This window comes from Mycobacterium sp. E1715 (assembly GCF_001667625.1).
Lineage (GTDB): Bacteria > Actinomycetota > Actinomycetes > Mycobacteriales > Mycobacteriaceae > Mycobacterium.
In genome coordinates, this window is the sequence record NZ_LZJJ01000072.1 from 1 (window position 1) to 17,842 (window position 17,842).

At 69.0% G+C, this 17,842-nt stretch carries 18 protein-coding genes; 7 read left to right on the forward strand and 11 right to left on the reverse strand.

Features of this window, described 5'->3' with window-relative positions:
- From A9X03_RS04045 to A9X03_RS04060, 4 genes are all read right to left on the reverse strand, one after another.
- The coding region (locus A9X03_RS04045; RefSeq protein WP_156746464.1) for a DUF222 domain-containing protein at positions 1–822 on the reverse strand (822 nt) is incomplete at its 3' end.
- An 84-nt stretch (positions 823–906) separates the two neighbouring features.
- On the reverse strand, positions 907–1,587 hold the full coding sequence (locus tag A9X03_RS04050) for a DUF6629 family protein (protein WP_068259800.1): 681 nt from the start codon (positions 1,585–1,587) through the stop codon (positions 907–909).
- A 9-nt stretch (positions 1,588–1,596) separates the two neighbouring features.
- Positions 1,597–2,652 (reverse strand): putative zinc-binding metallopeptidase, encoded by a 1,056-nt coding sequence (locus A9X03_RS04055; protein WP_068259818.1) that lies wholly within the window; start codon positions 2,650–2,652, stop codon positions 1,597–1,599.
- On the reverse strand, positions 2,645–3,586 hold the full coding sequence (locus tag A9X03_RS04060; RefSeq protein WP_231968714.1) for a transglutaminase family protein: 942 nt from the start codon (positions 3,584–3,586) through the stop codon (positions 2,645–2,647). Before A9X03_RS04060 ends, A9X03_RS04055 begins: the two co-directional genes overlap by 8 nt.
- A 91-nt stretch (positions 3,587–3,677) precedes the next feature.
- On the opposite strand from A9X03_RS04060, the gene A9X03_RS04065 reads away from it, so the two are divergent.
- Complete coding sequence (locus A9X03_RS04065; RefSeq protein ID WP_067752644.1) at positions 3,678–4,067, forward strand: MmcQ/YjbR family DNA-binding protein; 390 nt, start codon at positions 3,678–3,680, stop codon at positions 4,065–4,067.
- Between the two features lie 3 nt (positions 4,068–4,070).
- Here A9X03_RS04065 and A9X03_RS04070 read toward each other — a convergent pair whose 3' ends face one another.
- Genes A9X03_RS04070 through aspS form a run of 3 tightly spaced genes read right to left on the reverse strand, consistent with a single transcriptional unit; the run spans position 4,071 to position 7,344 of the window.
- A complete protein-coding gene (locus A9X03_RS04070) occupies positions 4,071–5,129 on the reverse strand; it encodes an aromatic acid exporter family protein (protein ID WP_068259803.1) in 1,059 nt (352 codons plus the stop codon).
- A gap of 5 nt (positions 5,130–5,134) precedes the next feature.
- Entirely contained in the window at positions 5,135–5,566 is a 432-nt protein-coding gene (locus A9X03_RS04075; protein WP_067752650.1) for a nitroreductase family deazaflavin-dependent oxidoreductase, read from the reverse strand.
- Positions 5,563–7,344, reverse strand: a complete 1,782-nt coding sequence (aspS, locus tag A9X03_RS04080; protein WP_156736682.1) for an aspartate--tRNA ligase — start codon at positions 7,342–7,344, stop codon at positions 5,563–5,565. The genes A9X03_RS04075 and aspS overlap by 4 nt, the downstream gene beginning before the upstream one ends.
- Positions 7,345–7,400: 56 nt before the next feature.
- Here aspS and A9X03_RS04085 point away from each other — a divergent pair, with 56 nt between their 5' ends.
- From A9X03_RS04085 to A9X03_RS04100, 4 genes are all read left to right on the forward strand, one after another.
- Complete coding sequence (locus A9X03_RS04085; protein WP_197499049.1) at positions 7,401–8,288, forward strand: oxidoreductase; 888 nt, start codon at positions 7,401–7,403, stop codon at positions 8,286–8,288.
- 9 nt (positions 8,289–8,297) lie between these two features.
- The gene (locus tag A9X03_RS04090; protein ID WP_067752653.1) at positions 8,298–8,801 is read left to right on the forward strand and encodes an SRPBCC family protein; all 504 of its coding nucleotides are present in this window, start codon (positions 8,298–8,300) and stop codon (positions 8,799–8,801) included.
- A 9-nt stretch (positions 8,802–8,810) separates the two neighbouring features.
- Positions 8,811–9,692: a neutral zinc metallopeptidase gene (locus A9X03_RS04095; protein ID WP_067781826.1), complete on the forward strand. Its 882-nt coding sequence runs from the start codon at positions 8,811–8,813 to the stop codon at positions 9,690–9,692.
- Positions 9,693–9,854: 162 nt separating this feature from the next.
- Positions 9,855–11,459 carry an MFS transporter gene (locus A9X03_RS04100; RefSeq protein WP_067752659.1) on the forward strand — a complete coding sequence of 535 codons (1,605 nt, stop codon included), beginning with the start codon at positions 9,855–9,857 and terminating at the stop codon, positions 11,457–11,459.
- Between the two features lie 14 nt (positions 11,460–11,473).
- Here the strand turns inward: A9X03_RS04100 and A9X03_RS04105 are convergent, their stop codons facing one another.
- Positions 11,474–11,917, reverse strand: a complete 444-nt coding sequence (locus tag A9X03_RS04105; RefSeq protein ID WP_067752663.1) for a hypothetical protein — start codon at positions 11,915–11,917, stop codon at positions 11,474–11,476.
- A 63-nt stretch (positions 11,918–11,980) separates the two neighbouring features.
- On the opposite strand from A9X03_RS04105, the gene A9X03_RS04110 reads away from it, so the two are divergent.
- Positions 11,981–12,826 (forward strand): patatin-like phospholipase family protein, encoded by an 846-nt coding sequence (locus A9X03_RS04110; RefSeq protein ID WP_067781838.1) that lies wholly within the window; start codon positions 11,981–11,983, stop codon positions 12,824–12,826.
- Between the two features lie 46 nt (positions 12,827–12,872).
- Positions 12,873–14,471, forward strand: a complete 1,599-nt coding sequence (locus tag A9X03_RS04115) for a metallophosphoesterase family protein (RefSeq protein WP_067781829.1) — start codon at positions 12,873–12,875, stop codon at positions 14,469–14,471.
- 1 nt (position 14,472) lies between these two features.
- Here A9X03_RS04115 and A9X03_RS04120 read toward each other — a convergent pair whose 3' ends face one another.
- The 3 genes from A9X03_RS04120 to A9X03_RS04130 form a co-directional block, all read right to left on the reverse strand.
- Complete coding sequence (locus A9X03_RS04120; RefSeq protein WP_067752670.1) at positions 14,473–15,504, reverse strand: Rv2578c family radical SAM protein; 1,032 nt, start codon at positions 15,502–15,504, stop codon at positions 14,473–14,475.
- 150 nt (positions 15,505–15,654) lie between these two features.
- Positions 15,655–16,956 carry a cytochrome P450 gene (locus A9X03_RS04125; protein WP_068259806.1) on the reverse strand — a complete coding sequence of 434 codons (1,302 nt, stop codon included), beginning with the start codon at positions 16,954–16,956 and terminating at the stop codon, positions 15,655–15,657.
- Entirely contained in the window at positions 16,953–17,627 is a 675-nt protein-coding gene (locus A9X03_RS04130; protein WP_197499060.1) for an alpha/beta hydrolase fold domain-containing protein, read from the reverse strand. Before A9X03_RS04130 ends, A9X03_RS04125 begins: the two co-directional genes overlap by 4 nt.
- Between the last annotated feature and the right edge of the window lie 215 nt (positions 17,628–17,842).

A 17,842-nucleotide genomic window follows, 5' to 3' on the forward strand; every position in this document is an offset into this window, starting at 1 on the left:
GAGTCCGCGCAGCCCGGCCAGGAAGGCGTCGTGGTGGCGTTGCGCCGTGCTGCGGGTGTCGCGGCGCACCGCGTCCTGATCGGGTGTCGCGTCGACCACCGGGATTTCGTCGTCGGGGTTGCACACCCCGGGCGCGGCCAGCTTGGCCAGCATGGCCTCGATGGCGGCCCGCAGCTCCGGGGTGACCAGCCCGCTCAGGCGCGACATGCCGTCGAAGTCCTGGGCGCCCAGGGCGATCCCGCGCTTGCGGGCCCGCTCGGCATCGCTGAATTCCCCGTCGGGGTGCAGCCACTCCCTCAGCCGCTGGGCGTATCGGGCCAGTTCGTCGGGCCGATACCCGGCGGCCTTGGCGGCCAGGTCGGCTTCGGCGGCTTGGCGGGTCAGGGCGTCGATGGCATCCGGCAGGTGGGCCAAGAAGTCGCGGATCACGTTGATGTGGCCCTCGCCGATGCGCCCGGCGCGTTGGCCGGCCGCGGTCGCAGTCAGCTTGGGTGCCAGCGGTTCACCGGTCAGCGCCCGGCGCTCGCCGAGGTCGGCGGCCTCGGCGATGCGCCGGGCGGCCTCGGCCTTGGTGATGCGCAACCGGTCGGCCAACCCCACCCGCAGCGAGCCGCCCACCTCTTCGGGACTGGCCTGCGCGGACAGCTGATTGATCAGCGCGTGCTGGGGTGTACGCAGCCGGCGGGCGACGCTTTCCACCCGCTCCAAAGCCCGCAACCGTTCCGGGGTGGTGAGCACGTCAAAAGACACGGCGCACAGGCGGTCCGCGTCGCCGTCGAGCGCGTCGATAACGTCGACGATCTCCTCACGACTGGCCTCCATACCTCAAACTCTAGAAACCCCCACCGACAAAAAAGCCCGCATTGTGACGGTTGAAGCTAAAGTGACACAAGGGATTTGAGAGAATCACACGTTCGATGCTGCGCGATCCAGGTCACCACCCCGGAAGCGGTGCTCGTCGGGCAACCGCCGCCGACGTCGCATGTGCACCAGCACCAAAACCGACAGCACGGCGGCATATATGCACCAGAACGACGCGAACGCTTCAAAGTAGAGGAGGCCGACCGCGATCAGCCCCACCAGGTTTGCGAATCCGAACGCCACAATGGAGCGATAGCCCGACAGCAACGCGGGCCCGATGACCGCGACAATGTAGAGCGTTGCCCACAAGTAACTTTCCCGAGCGGCGGTCTGGTATTCCAGCGCGTGCGGGCACCTCGTCACCCCGACCGGCTTGATGAGGACGACCATCGCGAGATAGGCCGACACCACCGCACCGAGCACCGCAAACGGCGCAACCCGCAGCCGCGCGCCGCGCGGTTCGAGCATCAGGATCGCCAACGGAACCAATAGCGGGAGCACCGGCAGCGCGATGAACACATAGGCGTGCATCGCGAACTCCGCCACCCCGGCCGAGACGAAGCGATTGGGCCACACCGCCGCCTCGAGAAACTGGTGGACCGAGAACACCGCGGGCAGCGAAGCGAAAGGCACCTCGCGCCAGTGCTTCACCTCGCGCAGGCTGGCCACCGCGACCGGCACGAGGGCGGTGCCCACCACCAGGTCCGCCGTGATGGAGAAGCACATCGTCTCGACCTACCCCGCGATGGCGGCCGGTCCCCGTGACTCCGACGTCACCTCGTCGATCACGGTGTAGATGAACTTCATCTTCTCCAGCACCGCGACGGGCAGCACGAACGGGTAGAGGTCGTCATGGCCCATTGACCTGTTCACCATGTTCAGCGACCACGACAGCGGCAACCACATATCGATGATCGTCTGAAAGGCGCTGGGGCCCAACGCCGGCCGGTCGAACGTCGCCGACGCCGACGCGAAGCCGCACCACGCCGAGGTGTCCAGGGTGTCGCGGATGTGCAGGTAGTGGGCGAACGTCTCGGCCCAGTCCTCGGCGGGATGCATGGTGGCATACGACGAGACGAAGTCCTCCTGCCAGTCCTCGGGTGGCCCCTGGCTGTAGTGGCGGTCCAGCGCCTCCTGGTAATCCGCGTCGGGATCGCCGAACAGCTCGTTGAACCGCGCGAGGTAGTCACTCGACGGCGCGATCAGCCGGTAGAAATAGTAGTGCCCGATCTCGTGCCGGAAGTGCCCCAGCAGGGTGCGATACGGCTCCTCCATCTCCACCCGGAGTTGCTCGCGGTGCACGTCGTCGCCCTCGGCGAGATCGAGCGTGATGACGCCGTTGTCGTGCCCGGTCATTACCTTCTCGTGCGCGCTGGACAGCAGGTGGAATGCCAGGCCCTGCTGGGGATCCTCGTCGCGCCCGATGATCGGCAGCTTGAGTTCGTGCAGCTCCGCGATCAGCCGCCGCTTGGCCGCCTCCGCCCGGGCGAACTCGGCCAGACCGGCGGTGTCGGCGTCGTTGGGCCGCACGGTGGTCAGCGCACAGGACGTGCAAAGCAGCCGGGGATTGTTGACGGGCACCAGCCAATTGCATTCGGCCAGTTGGAGATTGGCACACAATTGATACTCGGCGGCGTCCACGAACCCGGCGTGGTCGCCGGCGTTCTCCTCGGCGATCACCATCAGAGCCATCTGCTCGAGCGAAAACCCCAGCGCGCTGCCGCAATTCAGGCAGGTGGAGTTCTCGAACGTCAGGCGCTGGCCGCAGTTGGGGCAGTTGAAGTCACGCATGCAGCGCATCCCCCTCGAACGGCACCACGTCGACGGCGACGTCGATCACGCTGTGTTCGGAATTGGTGTAGATGATGCCGCGCAGCGGCGGCACGTCCGCGTAGTCGCGGCCGCGTCCCACGATGATGTAGCGCTCGTCGACCAGCTGGTCGTTGGTGGGATCCAGGCCGAGCCATTCGAACTGGCCTGGTTCCTGCGGGGTCCACACCCCCGCCCAGGCGTGGGTGGCGTCTATCCCGATCATTCGATCCTTTCCCGGTGGCGGGTCGGTGGCCAGGTACCCGGACACGTAGCTGGCCGCAAGACCGTTGGCGCGCAGGCAGGCGATCGCCAGCCTGGCAAAGTCTTGACATACCCCTTCCCGGGCCGCCAGAACCGCATTGACACCAGTGGAAATCGTCGTCGACCCCGAGCGGTAGGTGAAGTCGGCGAAAATCCTCGACGCGAGGTCACGCAGAACGTCGACCAGCGGGCGCCCCGGGGCGAAACTGGGCGCCGCGTACTCCCGGATCTCGTCGGTGATCTCGGGCGGATTCAGGTCGAGCGTGAATTCGGCGGCGAGCGCGCCCCTGCCGCCCACTGGGCGGGAGTCTTCCCACGGTTGCACCGCGGGCCCGCTGGTGTAGCGCCCCGGGGCGGGCGGATAGACGTCGACGATGGAGTCGCTGGTCACGGTCAGGGCATGGTGCGGCTCGGTGACGTGGAAGTAGGAGCTGATGTTGCCGTAGACGTCGACGCTGGTGGAGACGTCGGCGGCGGCCGGGTCGATGGTCAGCCGGTGCGCGACGCACCGCTGCCGCGCCGAATCGCGCGGGGTGAGGAAGCCGCGGCCGTAGGAGCCGGTCACCACGTCGGAGTACCGGTACTCGGTGCGGTGGGTGACTCGGTGGCGGCGGGCGGTCCCGGCGTCAGCTTCAGACACAAGGCTGATCACATCACACGCCGGCCGCTTGCGCGCCGTCCGCGACGCGAAACCGTTTGCCGATCCGGCGGCACGCAGACCAAACCGGGAGCACAATCGAGATGTGGCCACGTGGTACGACGTCGCCCGCATCGTCCGTGAGCTGGCACTCACCTCGGAGCCGTCCCCGCATGATTGGCGGGTCGGCAAGAAGTTGCTGGCGTGGGAGCGGCCGTTGCGCCCCTCCGAACGCGAGGCGCTGGCAGACGGGGGCGCGGAACCGCCCGGCGGCGACATCCTCGGTGTGCGGGTGTCCGACGAGGGCGTCAAGTTCGGGCTGATCGCCGACGAGCCGGACGTCTATTTCACGACACCGCATTTCGACGGCTACCCGGCGGTGCTGGTCAAACTGGACGCGATCTCGGTCCGCGACCTCGAGGAGCTGATCACCGAGGCGTGGCTGACGCAGGCCCCGAGGAAGTTGGTCCAGGAGTTCCTGGCCGACTCCCGCTGAACCTCACACGTGCCGCAGGTCGATCACGCGTTGCAGGTCGTCGACGCAGGCGCTGACGACGTCGGCGAGGATCAGCTGCGTCTTCTCGCGGGCGATCGACTGCAATTCCGAAGCGTGATGACGCGCGGACGCGATGTACGCGCACGCGCCGGCCGGATCGGCGTCGGCGAGGGCGGTCGCGGCCGCGAGCACCACCAAGACGGTGGGCACGGTCTGCGGAAGCCCGTCGCGACTGCCGTCGGCGGTAGGGGCGACGGCGCGGGCCAGTTGGAGCACCGAACCGGCCAGCAAGGCCACGTGTACGGCCTGGCGGTCGGCGGCATGGACCGTGTCGCGCATGCCCCAGCGGCGCGGCGCGACTCGCACCACCTGGCGGGCCGTGGTGCGCGCCTCGAGCAGTCCGCTGAGCTGTTCGTGCACTCGGTCGACCGCCGTCAGTGGCCAGTCGGATGGCGGCACCTTGCGTCCGACGGCGACGTCCGCCGCCCGCGACAAGACGTCGTGCAGCACGCCCAGCACGCCGACGCGCGCGTTGCGCAGCACCCTCAGCGGGTCGGCGGGGAACAGCAAGACGGCGAACACGATGGCCACCCCACCGCCGATCAGCGCGTCGAAGATGCGCTCCCAGCCCAGGCCGCTGTGAAACAGCGCCAACACCAGGATCGCCGACACCACGGTCTGGTTGGCAAACATCATCCCGTGTCCGATGAAGCCGCCCCCGATGAACACCGCGGCCCCGAGCGCGACCAAGGCGGCGATCGCGATCGGGACCGCCCCGGGGCCGAGCACGGCCTGCACCACCGAACCAAGCCCGATGCCGAGAGTTACCCCGACCATCATCTGGATGGCGCGTTGCGCGCGCAGCACGTTGCTCGTCGACAACGACACGGCGGCCGCGATCGGCGCGAAGAACGGCTGCGGATGTTCCAAGACATCGTGCGCGAGATACCACGACAGTCCCGCGGCCACGGAGGTCTGAATCAGGTTGAACCACACCAGTCGCAGCCGTTTGTTGCCCGCACGCGCGGCGGCGAGAACAACCGATGGCCGCGAGGTGTTCACGACACCTAAGTGCGCCGCAACTCGAACAGCGGAATGACCCGGCTGGTCTTGGATTGGTACTCGGCGAAGCCGGGCGCGGCCGCGGTGATCTTGTCGAACAGCGCGTCGCGTTCGGCGCGCGGCAACTCGTGGGCGGCCACGTCGAACTCCTCGGTGCCAACCTCGACATGCGCCGCGGGGTTGGCCCGGAGATTGTGCACCCACGCCGGGCTGACGGGCGCGCCGGCGAACGAGCCGATGATGATCAGCTTGCCGTCGATGTCGAAGTAGGCCAGCGGCGACACCCGAGGCTCACCCGACTTGGCGCCGGTTGTGTGCAGCAGGAGCAGGTTGGCGCCCTCGAATTGGCCGCCGACCTTGCCGCCGTTGGATCGGAACTCGTCGATGATGCTCTGGTTGAACGCGTTGATGGTCTGGGTGTCAGGCATTTCCGTCATGCCCGGTCAACCTTCTCCGGTTTGGCGTCTATTCCGGACTCCTTGCGCTGCTGCGCGGTGATAGGCGCGGGCGCATCGGTGAGCGGGTCGACGCCGCCGCCGGTCTTCGGGAACGCGATCACCTCGCGGATCGAGTCGACGCGCGACAGCAGCGCGTTGATCCGGTCCCAGCCGAAGGCGATCCCGCCGTGCGGCGGCGCGCCAAAGGTGAACGCCTCCAACAGAAATCCGAACTTCTCCTCGGCCTCGGCCTGGTCCAGGCCCATCACGGCGAATACGCGCTCCTGGATGTCGCGGCGGTGGATACGTATCGATCCCCCACCGATCTCGTTGCCGTTGCAGACGATGTCGTAGGCGTCGGCCAGCACGGCGCCGGGGTCGGTGTCGACCACGTCCTCGTACTCGGGCTTGGGCGAGGTGAACGCGTGGTGCACCGCCGTCCACGCGCCCGAGCCGACGGCCACGTCCCCGGCGGCGGTCGCCTCGTCGGCGGGCTCGAACAGCGGCGGGTCCACCACCCAGACGAACGCCCACGCCTCGGGATCGATCATGTCGAGCCGGCTGGCGATCTCTCCGCGGGCGGCGCCCAGCAGGGCGCGCGACGGCTTGGGCAGGCCGGCGGAGAAGAAGATGCAGTCCCCCGGCTCGGCCCCGACGTGGGCGGCCAGGCCGTCGCGCTCGGCGTCGGTCAGGTTTTTGGCCACCGGGCCGCCCAGCGTGCCGTCATCTCCGACGAGCACGTAGGCCAGCCCGCGGTGGCCGCGCTGCTTGGCCCAGTCCTGCCAGCCGTCCAGCGTTCTACGCGGCTGCGACGCCCCGCCCGGCATCACCACCGCGCCCACGTACGGCGCCTGGAAGACGCGAAACGTGGTGTCTTTGAAGAACTCTGTGCACTCGACGAGCTCCAGCCCGAACCGCATGTCCGGCTTGTCGGAGCCGAATCGGCGCATCGCGTCGGCATAGGTGATCCGCGGGATGGGTGTGGGGACCTGGTAGCCGATCAGCCTCCACAGCGCGGTCAGGATCTCCTCGGAGATCGCGATGATGTCCTCGGCGTCGACGAAGCTCATCTCCATGTCGAGCTGGGTGAACTCGGGCTGCCGGTCGGCGCGGAAATCCTCGTCCCGGTAGCAGCGGGCGATCTGGTAGTAGCGCTCCATCCCGGCCACCATCAGCAACTGCTTGAACAGCTGCGGGCTCTGGGGCAGGGCGTAGAACGAGCCGGGGTGCAGCCGGGCCGGCACCAGGAAGTCGCGCGCGCCCTCCGGCGTCGACCGGGTGATCGTCGGCGTCTCGATCTCGACGAAGTCGTGGCCGGCCAGCACCGCGCGGGCGGCGGCATTCACCTTGGAGCGCAGGCGAAGCGCCGCGGCCGGCCCGTCGCGGCGCAGGTCGAGGTAGCGGTACTTCAGCCGCAGCTCCTCGCCGGCGGGCTCGTCGAGCTGGAACGGCAGCGGCGCGCTCTCGCCGAGCACGGTCAGGGTGGCGACGTTGACCTCGATGTCGCCGGTGGCGATCTCCGGGTTGGCGTTGCCCTCCGGCCGGATCTCGACGACACCGGTGACCGCGACGCAGAATTCGGCGCGCAACCGGTGCGCCTGCGCCAGCACGTCAGCGTTGCGGAACACCACCTGCGCGACCCCCGAGGCGTCGCGCAGATCGATGAAGATGACGCCGCCGTGGTCGCGGCGGCGAGCCACCCAGCCCGCGAGCGTCACCTGCTGTCCGGCGTCGCTGCTTCTCAGCGACCCGGCGGCGTGGCTGCGCAGCACAAACACTCCCTTTCCCGCGGTTGGAACGAGTGCCCAGTCTAGAGGGAGGTAATTTCGGTCCTATCGTCACCAACATCGCACTCGTCGGTCCCGGCGCCGTCGGCACCACGATCGCCGCGCTGCTTCACCAGGCAGGGCATTCGGTGCTGGTGTGCGGCCACACCCCCCGGGAAAGCATCGAATTGCGGCCGGACGGCGCGGATCCGATCGTGGTACCCGGCCCCGTGCACACCGATCCGGGCGAGGTCACCGGGCCGGTCGACGTCGTGCTGCTGGCGGTCAAGGCCACCCAGAACGACGCGGCGTCGGGCTGGCTGACCCGGCTGTGCGACCCGCACACGATCGTCGTCGTGCTGCAGAACGGCGTGGAGCAGGCCGAGCAGGTGCAGCCGCACTGCCCGTCGTCGCCGGTGGTGCCCGGCATCGTGTGGTACTCGGCGGAGACCCAGCCCGAGGGTTGGGTGCGGCTGCGCACCGAGGCGACGCTGGTGTTGCCCAGCGGGCCCGCGGCGCAGACGGTCGCCGACCTGCTGCGCGGAGCCGGGTGCCGGGTGGACTGCGACCCCGACTTCGTCACCGCCGCCTGGCGAAAGTTGCTCACCAATGCGCTGGCCGGGTTCATGGCGCTGTCCGGGCGGCGATCCGGCATGTTCCGCCGCGACGACGTCACCGAACTGTCGCGGCGCTACGTCGCCGAATGCCTGGCGGTCGCGCGGGCCGAGGGCGCCAAGCTGCCCGACACCATCGTCGACGAGCTGGCCGAGATGTTCCGGCACGTCGCCGAGGACATGGGCACCTCGATCCTGGCCGACCGGGAGAACCGCCGGCGGATGGAGTGGGACATCCGCAACGGGGTGATCAGCCGCAAGGGCCGCGCCCATGATCTGGCTACGCCGATCAGCGACGTCCTTGTGCCGCTGCTGGCCGCGGCGAGCGACGGCCCCGGCTAGATTATTTCCATGTTCCCCTGCGACCGCGTCGACCTGAGCTTCATCGACAGCGCGCCCTTCGTGTATCGCAACAGCGTCGACCTCGCGATCACCCCCGAGCAGCTGTTCGAGGTGCTCGCCGACGCGGAGTCCTGGCCCCGCTGGGCGAGCGTGATCACCAAGGTGACCTGGACCAGCCCCGAGCCGCGCGGCGTGGGCACCACCCGGGTCGTCGAGATGCGCGGTGGCCTGGTCGGCAACGAAGAGTATCTGGCGTGGGAGCCGTTCAGCCACATGGCTTTTCGGTTCAACGAATGCTCGACGCAGGCCGTCGCGGCATTCGCCGAGGACTACCGGGTCGAGGTCATCCCGGGTGGGTGCCGGCTGACGTGGACCATGGCGCAGAAGCCCGCGGGCCCGGCGCGGCTGGCGATGTACGCGGTGGGGCCGCTGCTCAACCTGGGGCTCCGCCGATTCCTGCGCAACCTGCGCAATTACACCGATACGCGGTTCGCCGAAACCGGGCAACGTTAGGAGCGGGCGATGAGCTTCAACGAGGGTATGCAGATCGACACCAGCACCGCGTCGTCGTCGGGCGGCGGCGGCGGCATGGGGATGGCCGTCGGGGGCGGCGGCCTCGGGCTGCTCATCCTGATCGGCGCGTTGCTGTTGGGCGTCGACCCGGGCCGCGTGCTCAACCAGCAGCAGACGAACACCGGCGGCTACTCGGCGCCCGGGTTCGACCTGAGCCAGTGCAAGACCGGGGCCGACGCCAACAAGTACGTGCAGTGCCGCGTGGTCGCCACCGGCAACTCGGTGGACGCGGTGTGGAAGCAGCTGATGCAGGGCTACACCCGGCCGCACGTCCGGTTGTTCACCGGCTCGGTGGACACGGGCTGCGGGCCGGCCACCACCGCGGTGGGGCCGTTCTATTGCCCCGTTGACCAGACGGCGTACTTCGACACCGACTTCTTCCAGGAGCTGGTCGACAAATTCGGTTCCAGCGGTGGGCCGTTCGCGCAGGAGTACGTGGTGGCCCACGAATACGGCCACCACGTGCAGCAATTGCAGGGCATCCTGGGCCGCTCGCAGCAGGGGGCGAAGGGCGCAGGCGGCAACGGCGTGCGCACGGAGCTGCAGGCGGACTGCTACGCCGGGATCTGGGCGCACTACGCGTCGACCGTCAAGCAGGAGAGCACCGGCGTGCCCTATCTGCAGCCGCTGAGCGATCAGGACATCCAGGACGCGCTCTCGGCCGCGGCGTCGGTGGGCGACGACCGCATCCAGAAGGAAGCGACGGGGCGGGTCAACCCCGAGTCGTGGACGCACGGCTCGTCGGAGCAGCGGCAGCACTGGTTCACCGTCGGCTACCAGACCGGTGACCCGAAGAAGTGCGACACCTTCGCCGCTCCGAATTTGGGCTAGCCCCAATCTTTCTCGTGCCCGCCGGCGGCGTCGAGGTCTATTACGGCGGCCAGCCGATCACGAGGCGGACACCGGCGGTGACGCCGCGCCGTCATGCGCGCGTTGGGTGCGTGTCTTAGACTTCTACCCCGCCGCACGACGCGAAAGGCTCGCATGTCGGATATGACGCAGGAGCGCACCGACAGCGGGGAGATATCGGTCTGGGCGCCGTTGCGCAATCAGGTTTTCCGCGCATTGTTCGTCGCGCAGTTCGTCTCCAACGTGGGCACCTGGATGCAAAGCGTGGCGGCGCAATGGGTCTTGGTCGAAGGCCACAGCAGCGCCACCGTCGTCGCACTGGTCCAGACCGCGAGCCTGGGGCCGACGCTCGTGCTGGCGCTGTTCGCCGGTGCGCTCGCCGACGTCTTCGACCAGCGACGGTTGCTGATCGTCCTGCAGTCGTATGCGGTGGTGGTAGCGCTCGCGCTGGCCGGGCTGACCTACTTCGGGCGCCTCACCCCGACCGCACTGCTGCTGTTCACCCTGGCGATCGGCGTCGCCTCCGCGATCACGGCGCCGGCCTGGCAGGCGATCCAACCGGAGGTCGTCCCCCGCGAGCAGATCACGTCCGCCGCAACGCTGGCCAGCGTCTCGGTCAACGTCGCCCGGGTGGTCGGGCCCGCCATCGGCGGCATCGTCCTGGCGGTGGCGGGCCCGGCGGCGGTCTTCGCGATCAACGCGATCTCGTTCGTGGGCATCATCGTCGCCCTGGCGGGGTGGCGGCGACCCAAGCAGATCGCGCCCATCGAACGGGAGCACCTCGGCCAGGCGATCTTGACCGGGTTGGGCTACGTGGTCAACGGTCCGATCTTCCGCAGGATCCTGCTGCGCGCGGCCCTGTTCGTCTTCCCCGCCTCGGCCCTGCTGGCCCTGCTGCCCGTGACGGCCGCCGCCACCTGGCACCTGGGGGCCGGCGGCTACGGCGTGGCGCTGGGCGCCATCGGTGTGGGCGCGGTGCTCGCCGTCGCGGTCCCGGCGCCGTTACGCCAGAAGGTGCCGCCCAACACGCTGCTGGCGGTGTGCGCGGCCGCGTACGGCGCCGCCACCCTTGCGGTGGTCTTTCTGCCGTTCGCGGCGGCGGCGCCCTTCCTGGTGTTGTCGGGGATGACCTGGCTGATCACGTTGACGACGTTGAACGCCGCGGCGCAGCTGCATCTGCCGCGCTGGGTTCGCGCCCGCGGGCTGGCGATGTACCTGCTGGTATTCACGGGCTCCCAGGCGGTCGGCTCGTACCTCTGGGGTGTCGTCGCCACGCGCGAGGGGCTCGGCGTGGCGTTGACCGTGGCGGCGGTGTTGCTGGGCGTCACCGCGCTGAGCGTCGTCCCGTTCGGGCTGCGCCCGGAGACCGGGAAGCTGAGCCGCGACATCTCCCGGGCCTGGCCGATGCCGATGGTCGTGTTCGAGCCATGCCCCAACGACGGACCGGTGCTGGTGACCGTGCGCTACCGCGTCGCGACGGACACCCTCCAGGACTTCGTCGAGGCGATGAGCGCGGTGCGGCGCTCACGGCTGCGCACGGGGGGCCACAGCTGGGGGCTCTATCACAGCCTCGAGCATCCCGACACGGTCCTCGAGCGGTTCACCGTGCCGTCGTGGACCGAATTCGAACGCCAGCACACCGAACGCTGGCTGGAGTCCGACCACGACGGGGTGACCAGGGCGGTCGGCTACACGCTCGACCACACCCGGCGGCACGAGTACTACCTCGCGCTGCGGGTGCACCGCTGAGCGGACCTACCGGTTCACCAGGGCCGCGTCGAGCAGGTCACGCCGGTGGTGGCGCTCTGCGTCACCACGACCTGACCGTCGACGGCGATCTGGCACTGGATCTGCGGCGTGTTCGACGAATCGCAATCCGGCCAGTGACAACCGCCGCTCGCGTTCACGAACGCCCACTTATTCGGGTCGTTCAACGTCGTGTTGTACACCAGCGGCTGCCCCGCGGCGAATGCCGTCTGCACGCTGTTGAGGAACTGCGACGAGTTCGCGTCGAAGGCAGCCTGGCTCGGCGGATCGGTGTTCATGTACCGGACGTTGCCGGTGAGGTTGCCGGTGGCGGTGATGGTGTAAGTCACCTGGTGGCCGGCCGGGTCCGCGGATGAGGTCGCGGGCGTGACGGCCACCGCTGCGGCGGCCGCAAACGTCGCCACCGCGACCCCCGTGGTCACTATTCGCACGTTCGTCATATCGAAAACGCTACCCAATTCGTTACGGCGCTACGCGTGCTCGCAGGTCCCTACTATGCATTTGTGCCCACGGCCTTCGTGTTGTCCGGCGGGGCCAGCCTCGGCGCTATCCACGTCGGAATGCTGCTCGCCCTGGCCGACGAGGGGGAACGGCCCGACCTGATCGTCGGGACGTCGGTCGGCGCGGTCAACGGCGGGTGGATCGCCTCGCGACCCGATCTCCCGGGGATTCGGGGGCTGGCCGAGCTATGGACGTCGCTGTCGCGGAGGGACATCTTTCCGACGCACCCGATCGCAGGCGCGATGGGCATGCTGGGCCGCCGGTCGCACCTGGTGCCCAATGTCGGGTTGCGACGGCTGCTCGCCGAGAAGCTCGAGTTCGCGCGGCTCGAGGACGCGCCGATCCCCCTGCATGTGGTGGCCACCGACGTCGTCTCCGGCGGCGACGTCCTGCTGTCGTCGGGGAACGCCGTGGACGCGATCGCGGCCAGCGCCGCGATTCCCGGCGTTTTTCCACCGGTCCGGGTGAACGGCCGCGACCTGATGGACGGCGGCGTGGTCAACAACACGCCGGTGTCGCACGCCGTCGCGCTGGGCGCCGACCGGGTCTGGGTGCTCCCGACCGGCTACTCGTGCGCCCTGCCCGCGGCGCCGAAGACGGCGGTCAACATGGCGTTGCACGCCCTGACCCTGGCCGTGAACCATCGCCTCGCCGTCGACGTCGAACGCTTCGAGCGAACGGTCGACCTGCGGGTCGTCCGCCCGCTGTGCCCCGTCGCCATCTCCGGGGCCGACTTCTCCCACGGTGCAACGCTTATCGAACGGTCGCACGCGGCCACCCGCGAGTGGCTGGCGGCCCGCCCGCCCTCCACCGGGCAGGCGGGACTGCTCGAGCCGCACAGCCACTAGCGCGCCCGTTCCGCGGACGTTCACCCCGCTCGGGTATGAAGCAGGGGTGGTCGACGAACCCGCACCGCCCCACGGCGGTGCTGCCGCGCCCGGCATCAGCCGCCGCAGGTTGTTGACCACCAGCGCGGTCTCGGCCGCCCTCGGGGCGGGCGTCGGGGGTGGCGCCGCCTTGGTGTGGTCCCACCGCGGTGCGCCCGCCTTCGTCTACCAGCCGAGCCGCGCCGGCGCGCCGCCGGTGACGGGGCTGCACCTGCAATTCGGCAGGCAGGCCGCCTCGGAGGTGGTGGTGTCCTGGCACACCGTCGACGCGATCCGCAACCCCCGCGTCAGCTACGGCACGCCGGCGTCGGGCCTCGGCCGGACCGTGGCGGCCGAAACCCGCACCTACCGCGATGCCAAGTCCAACACCGAAGTCCGCGTGAATCACGCCCGCCTGACCGGCCTCGCCCCGGACACCGACTATGTGTACGCCGCCGTGCACGACGGCGCCGAGCCGGAGATGGGCACCATCAGGACGGCACCGTCCGGCCGAAAGCCGTTCCGATTCACCAGCTTCGGAGATCAGTCCACGCCGACGCTGGTGAGGATGCCCGACGGCAGCTACGGCACGGACAACATCGGCTCGCCCGCGTCGGCCGACACCACGCTGGCGGTCGAGCGGATGGCGCCGTTGTTCAATCTGATCAACGGCGACCTGTGCTACGCCAACCTCGCGCAGGACCGGATCCGTACCTGGTCCGCGTGGTTCGAGAACAACACCCGCTCGGCGCGCTACCGGCCGTGGATGCCGGCGGCAGGCAACCACGAAAACGAATTGGGCAACGGCCCAATCGGTTACGGTGCCTATCAGGCGTACTTCGCGGTGCCCGACACGGGCTCGAGCCCGGAGACGCGCGGGCTCTGGTATTCGTTCACCGCCGGCTCGGTGCGGGTGATCAGCCTGAACAACGACGACGTGGCGTTTCAGGACGGCGGCAACTTCTACGTGCACGGATACTCGGGTGGTGAGCAAAAGCGTTGGCTGGCAGCCGAACTCGCCGCAGCGCGGCGTGATCCGGACATTGATTGGGTGGTCGTGTGCATGCACCAGACGGCGATCTCCAGCGCCGACAAGCCCGCCAACGGCGCCGACCTGGGAATCCGCGAGGCATGGCTCCCGTTGTTCGACGAGTACCAGGTCGACCTGGTGGTGTGCGGCCACGAACACCACTACGAGCGCTCGCACCCCTTGCGCGGAACACTGCCGACCGACACCCGCACACCGATCCCCGTCGACACCCGCGGCGACGTCATCGACGCGACCAAGGGAACGGTGCATCTCGTCATCGGCGGCGGCGGCACGTCCGCGCCCACCAACGCGTTCTTGTTCCCCGAGCCGCGCTGCCGTGTGCTGACCGGCGTCGGCGCGTTCGATCCGGCGCTCGGGCGCAAGCCGCCGATCTACGTCGTGGAGGACGCGCCGTGGTCCGCGTTCAGAGACCGGGACAATCCCTATGGGTTCGCGGCGTTCGACGTGGACCCGGGCCAGCCCGGTGGCAACACCTCGATCAAGGCCACGCACTACGCGTTGAGCGGGCCGTTCGGCGCGGTCACCGAGGTGGACCGGTTCACGCTGACCAAGCCGCGCCGCGACAAACCGGCCTAGGTCAAAACAGCGTCGCCTGAACGTGTTCCGGCTCCGCCGGGGTAGCCGCGACGGGGCGCCGGAACGACCGCAGCTCGCCGCCGAGCCGGTATTTCGCGATCAGCGGCGCGGCCCGGCCCCGCAGCATCTCGCGGTAATCCGGGGGCAGGTACGCACCGCGCCGGTAAAGCTCGCGGTAGCGGGCCACCAAGTCGGGATGCGAGCGCGCCAGCCAGGCCATGAACCAGCCACGCGTCGAGCCGCGCAGGTGCAGGCCGAAGACCGTGACACCGGTGGCGCCGGCCGCCGCGATCTGGCCGAGCAGCCGATCGAGGTGCTCCGTCGAGTCGGTCAGCTGCGGCAGCACCGGCGCCACCATCACGTGGCAGTCCAAGCCGGCCTCGCGGATCGCCGCGATCAGGCCCAGGCGCGCCTGCGGACTCGGCGTGCCCGGCTCGACGTCGCGATGCAGGTCCGGGTCACCGACCGCCAGCGACACCGCGACCGACAGCGGAACGTGTTGCGCCGCATCGGCGATCAACGGCAGGTCGCGCCGCAGCAGCGTGCCCTTGGTGAGGATCGACAGCGGTGTGCCGGATTCGGCGAGGGCGGCGATGATGCCGGGCATCAGCGCGTAGCGCCCCTCCGCCCGCTGGTAGGGATCGGTGTTGGTGCCCAGCGCGACGGTCTCGCGCCGCCACGACGGCCGGCGCAGCTCGCGGCGAAGGACCTCGGCGACGTTGGTCTTGACGATGACCTGGCTGTCGAAGTCGTTGCCGCAGTTCAAGTCCAGGTATTCGTGTGTGGGCCGCGCGAAGCAGTAGCGGCATGCGTGCGAGCAACCGCGGTAGCCGTTGACGGTGTACCGGAACGGCAGCGCGGAGGCGTCCGGCACCTTGTTGAGTGCCGACTTGCACAGCACCTCGTGAAACGTGATGCCCTCGAAGTGCGGGGCCCGCACGCTGCGGACGAGGCCGATCCGCTGCAGCCCCGGTAGCGCCCCGTCCTCGACGGGGTCCCCGTTGACGGCGACCGCCTGGCCCGCCCAGCGCATGACCTCTATTCGAACATCCGTTCGACATCGAGTCAAGCTTTGGGGTCGAGTCGGGTGTGACCGGGCACCTCGATCGCCGGCGGGGGCTCGGCGATGGCCGCACCCCGAAGGCGTTGAGCGTGGCCGACGAGTCTGCGCGGTGCCTGTGTTTCAGGGCCGGCGTCTCAATCGAATGCCGACACGCGAGTGGTCGAGCGTGCGTGGCAGCGGTCGGTGTGGGTCCAGATTGGCACCGGTCGCCGCCGGGCTGCGCTCGCCGAGGACGGCCGTCAATACGGCGACGCCGATTCGTAGCGCAAGGTCGGCGCCCGGGCATGCTTGCGGGCCGTGACTGAAGAAGTTGAATGACCACGACGATTGGGCGGCCCCTTGGGTCCACGCTGTGGGATTGAACTGATCGGCCCCGGGGAAACGGCTGGTGTCGCGGTGGTTGAAGGTGTTGACGATCATGACTTGTGTTCCCGCGGGCACGATCTCGCCGTCCCACTTGGTGGGCCCGGTGAGGGTTCGCGCCAAGACGGGGGTGCTGGGCCAGAGGCGCATCGCTTCGGATAGGCAGCCCACGAGGTAGTCGTGGGCACTGTGTTCGTCGATTGCGTTCTGCGCGTTGAGGAGAATCTCGGTGTGTGTGGCCAGCAGCGCCAGACAACGCCAGAGATTGATGGCCAGGGTGTCACCCATCGCGAACATCCAGTGGATGACTTGATGGGTCGGGTACGTGACGTCGGAGGCGGGCGCCGCGGCGAATTGTCCGACCAGGCTGTGTGCGTCCGCGGCTTGAGCGTAGCGGCTCAGCGCGGTCAGGAAGGTGTCTAAAATCTCGGGGTCTCCCCTGCCGGGTGGGTTGGCTTTGGCCATCAGCGTCACGAGTTGCGCCGATATTTTTTGGTCGTCAGCTGCGTTGTCGCCGAGAATGATTCGGCGCGCGATTCGCTGTATCACGCTGTGAAACCATGGCCAGTCAAGGTTGTCGGGCATGGCTCGGGCTTCCTGGTCCGCGACGGTGTCGCACCGGTGGGCGACCGCGCCGCTACCGGCGGCTTGCGCCAGGACAGCCTCGGTGAATCGGCGGCGGTCGGACCAATGGTCGCCTCGTGAGATGGTCAGGGCGTGCGGCTGGAATTTGTTCATTCCGGAGAGTTTGGGCTCGGGGTCGGACGCGAAAGGCTCCGGCGCGTGGGAGAGTACGAAACGGATCTGATCCGGGCCGAAGACGAGCAGCGTGGGCTTGCCTCCCACCTTCACCCAGATCGGTCCGTCACCGTAGCGCCGGTGCAGCGCGGTGAGCAGCCGGTGTGCGCTGCGGGCGACACCGGCTCGGTTGAGCGCAGCGGTTACCGCGGGTCGGCGGCTGAAGAGGCCCTCGGCCACGTTGGGCAGCGCCACCAGCGTGGTGAAGCGCAGGCTTTCGAGTGTGGTGGTGTGCGGGAGGCCGACTGTGCGACTCGTCAAAATTGCTCACTTTTGACGAGGGCGGCGTCGATGTGGCCGAGCAGTGCGCGGCGTGCGGGCTTGGCTTCCGGAACGGGCAGCAGCGGGTAGACGTGAATCGCCCCGGGCTGCTCGTGGTAGGCAATGCGGCCGGTGCCGATGGTGTCCCGCAGCCGGCGGCAGTCGGCGACGAAGATGTCGCGGTCGCCGACGTAGAGGTCGATGGGTGGAAGATTGTGCAGCGCACCGAAGATGGGGCTGACCCGGTAGTCGTCCGCCGGGAGATGTCCGGCCCATACGCGGCCGCACTCGCGCAGGCCGGGAACCGCGAGCCAGGGGTCGCGCTTGGCGAGGGTTGGGATGGCGGGATTGGTCAGTGCGATGTCGAGCCACGGACTGATCAGGGTGAGCCCGAGCGGCGGGGTGGCTCCGGCGCTGATGGTCGCCTGGGTAGCGGCGAGCGCCAGGCCCCCGCCGGAGGAGTCACCGGCCAGATAGGTGGGCCCGTCATGCGCGGCTCGGCCGATCACGTGCCCGAGGAAGTCGATCGCTTCCTCGGCATGGTGCTGCGGCGCGAGTCCGTAGAGGGGGACGTGCACAGGGCGCCGGGTCGCGTCGGCGATCGCGCAGACGAGTTTCCAGTGCGCGGGCGCGATCTGGTTGACGTAGGCGCCCCCGTGGACGTAGACCACCGACGGGCCGCGGGCAGGAATTGGCGTACCGCTCGCCGATTGCACTGTGTAGCAATCGAACCCGCCCACGGTGGCACGGGTCAGACGGTAACGAGCTGACGTCGCGATCCCAGGCGGTGGCCCGCCGCTGTTCTTGGGCCGATTGAGATAGGCGCGCGCGCTTCGCGCAGTGGCATAGGTGCGAGGTCGACGGACGACTCGCCCGTAGGTAGCGA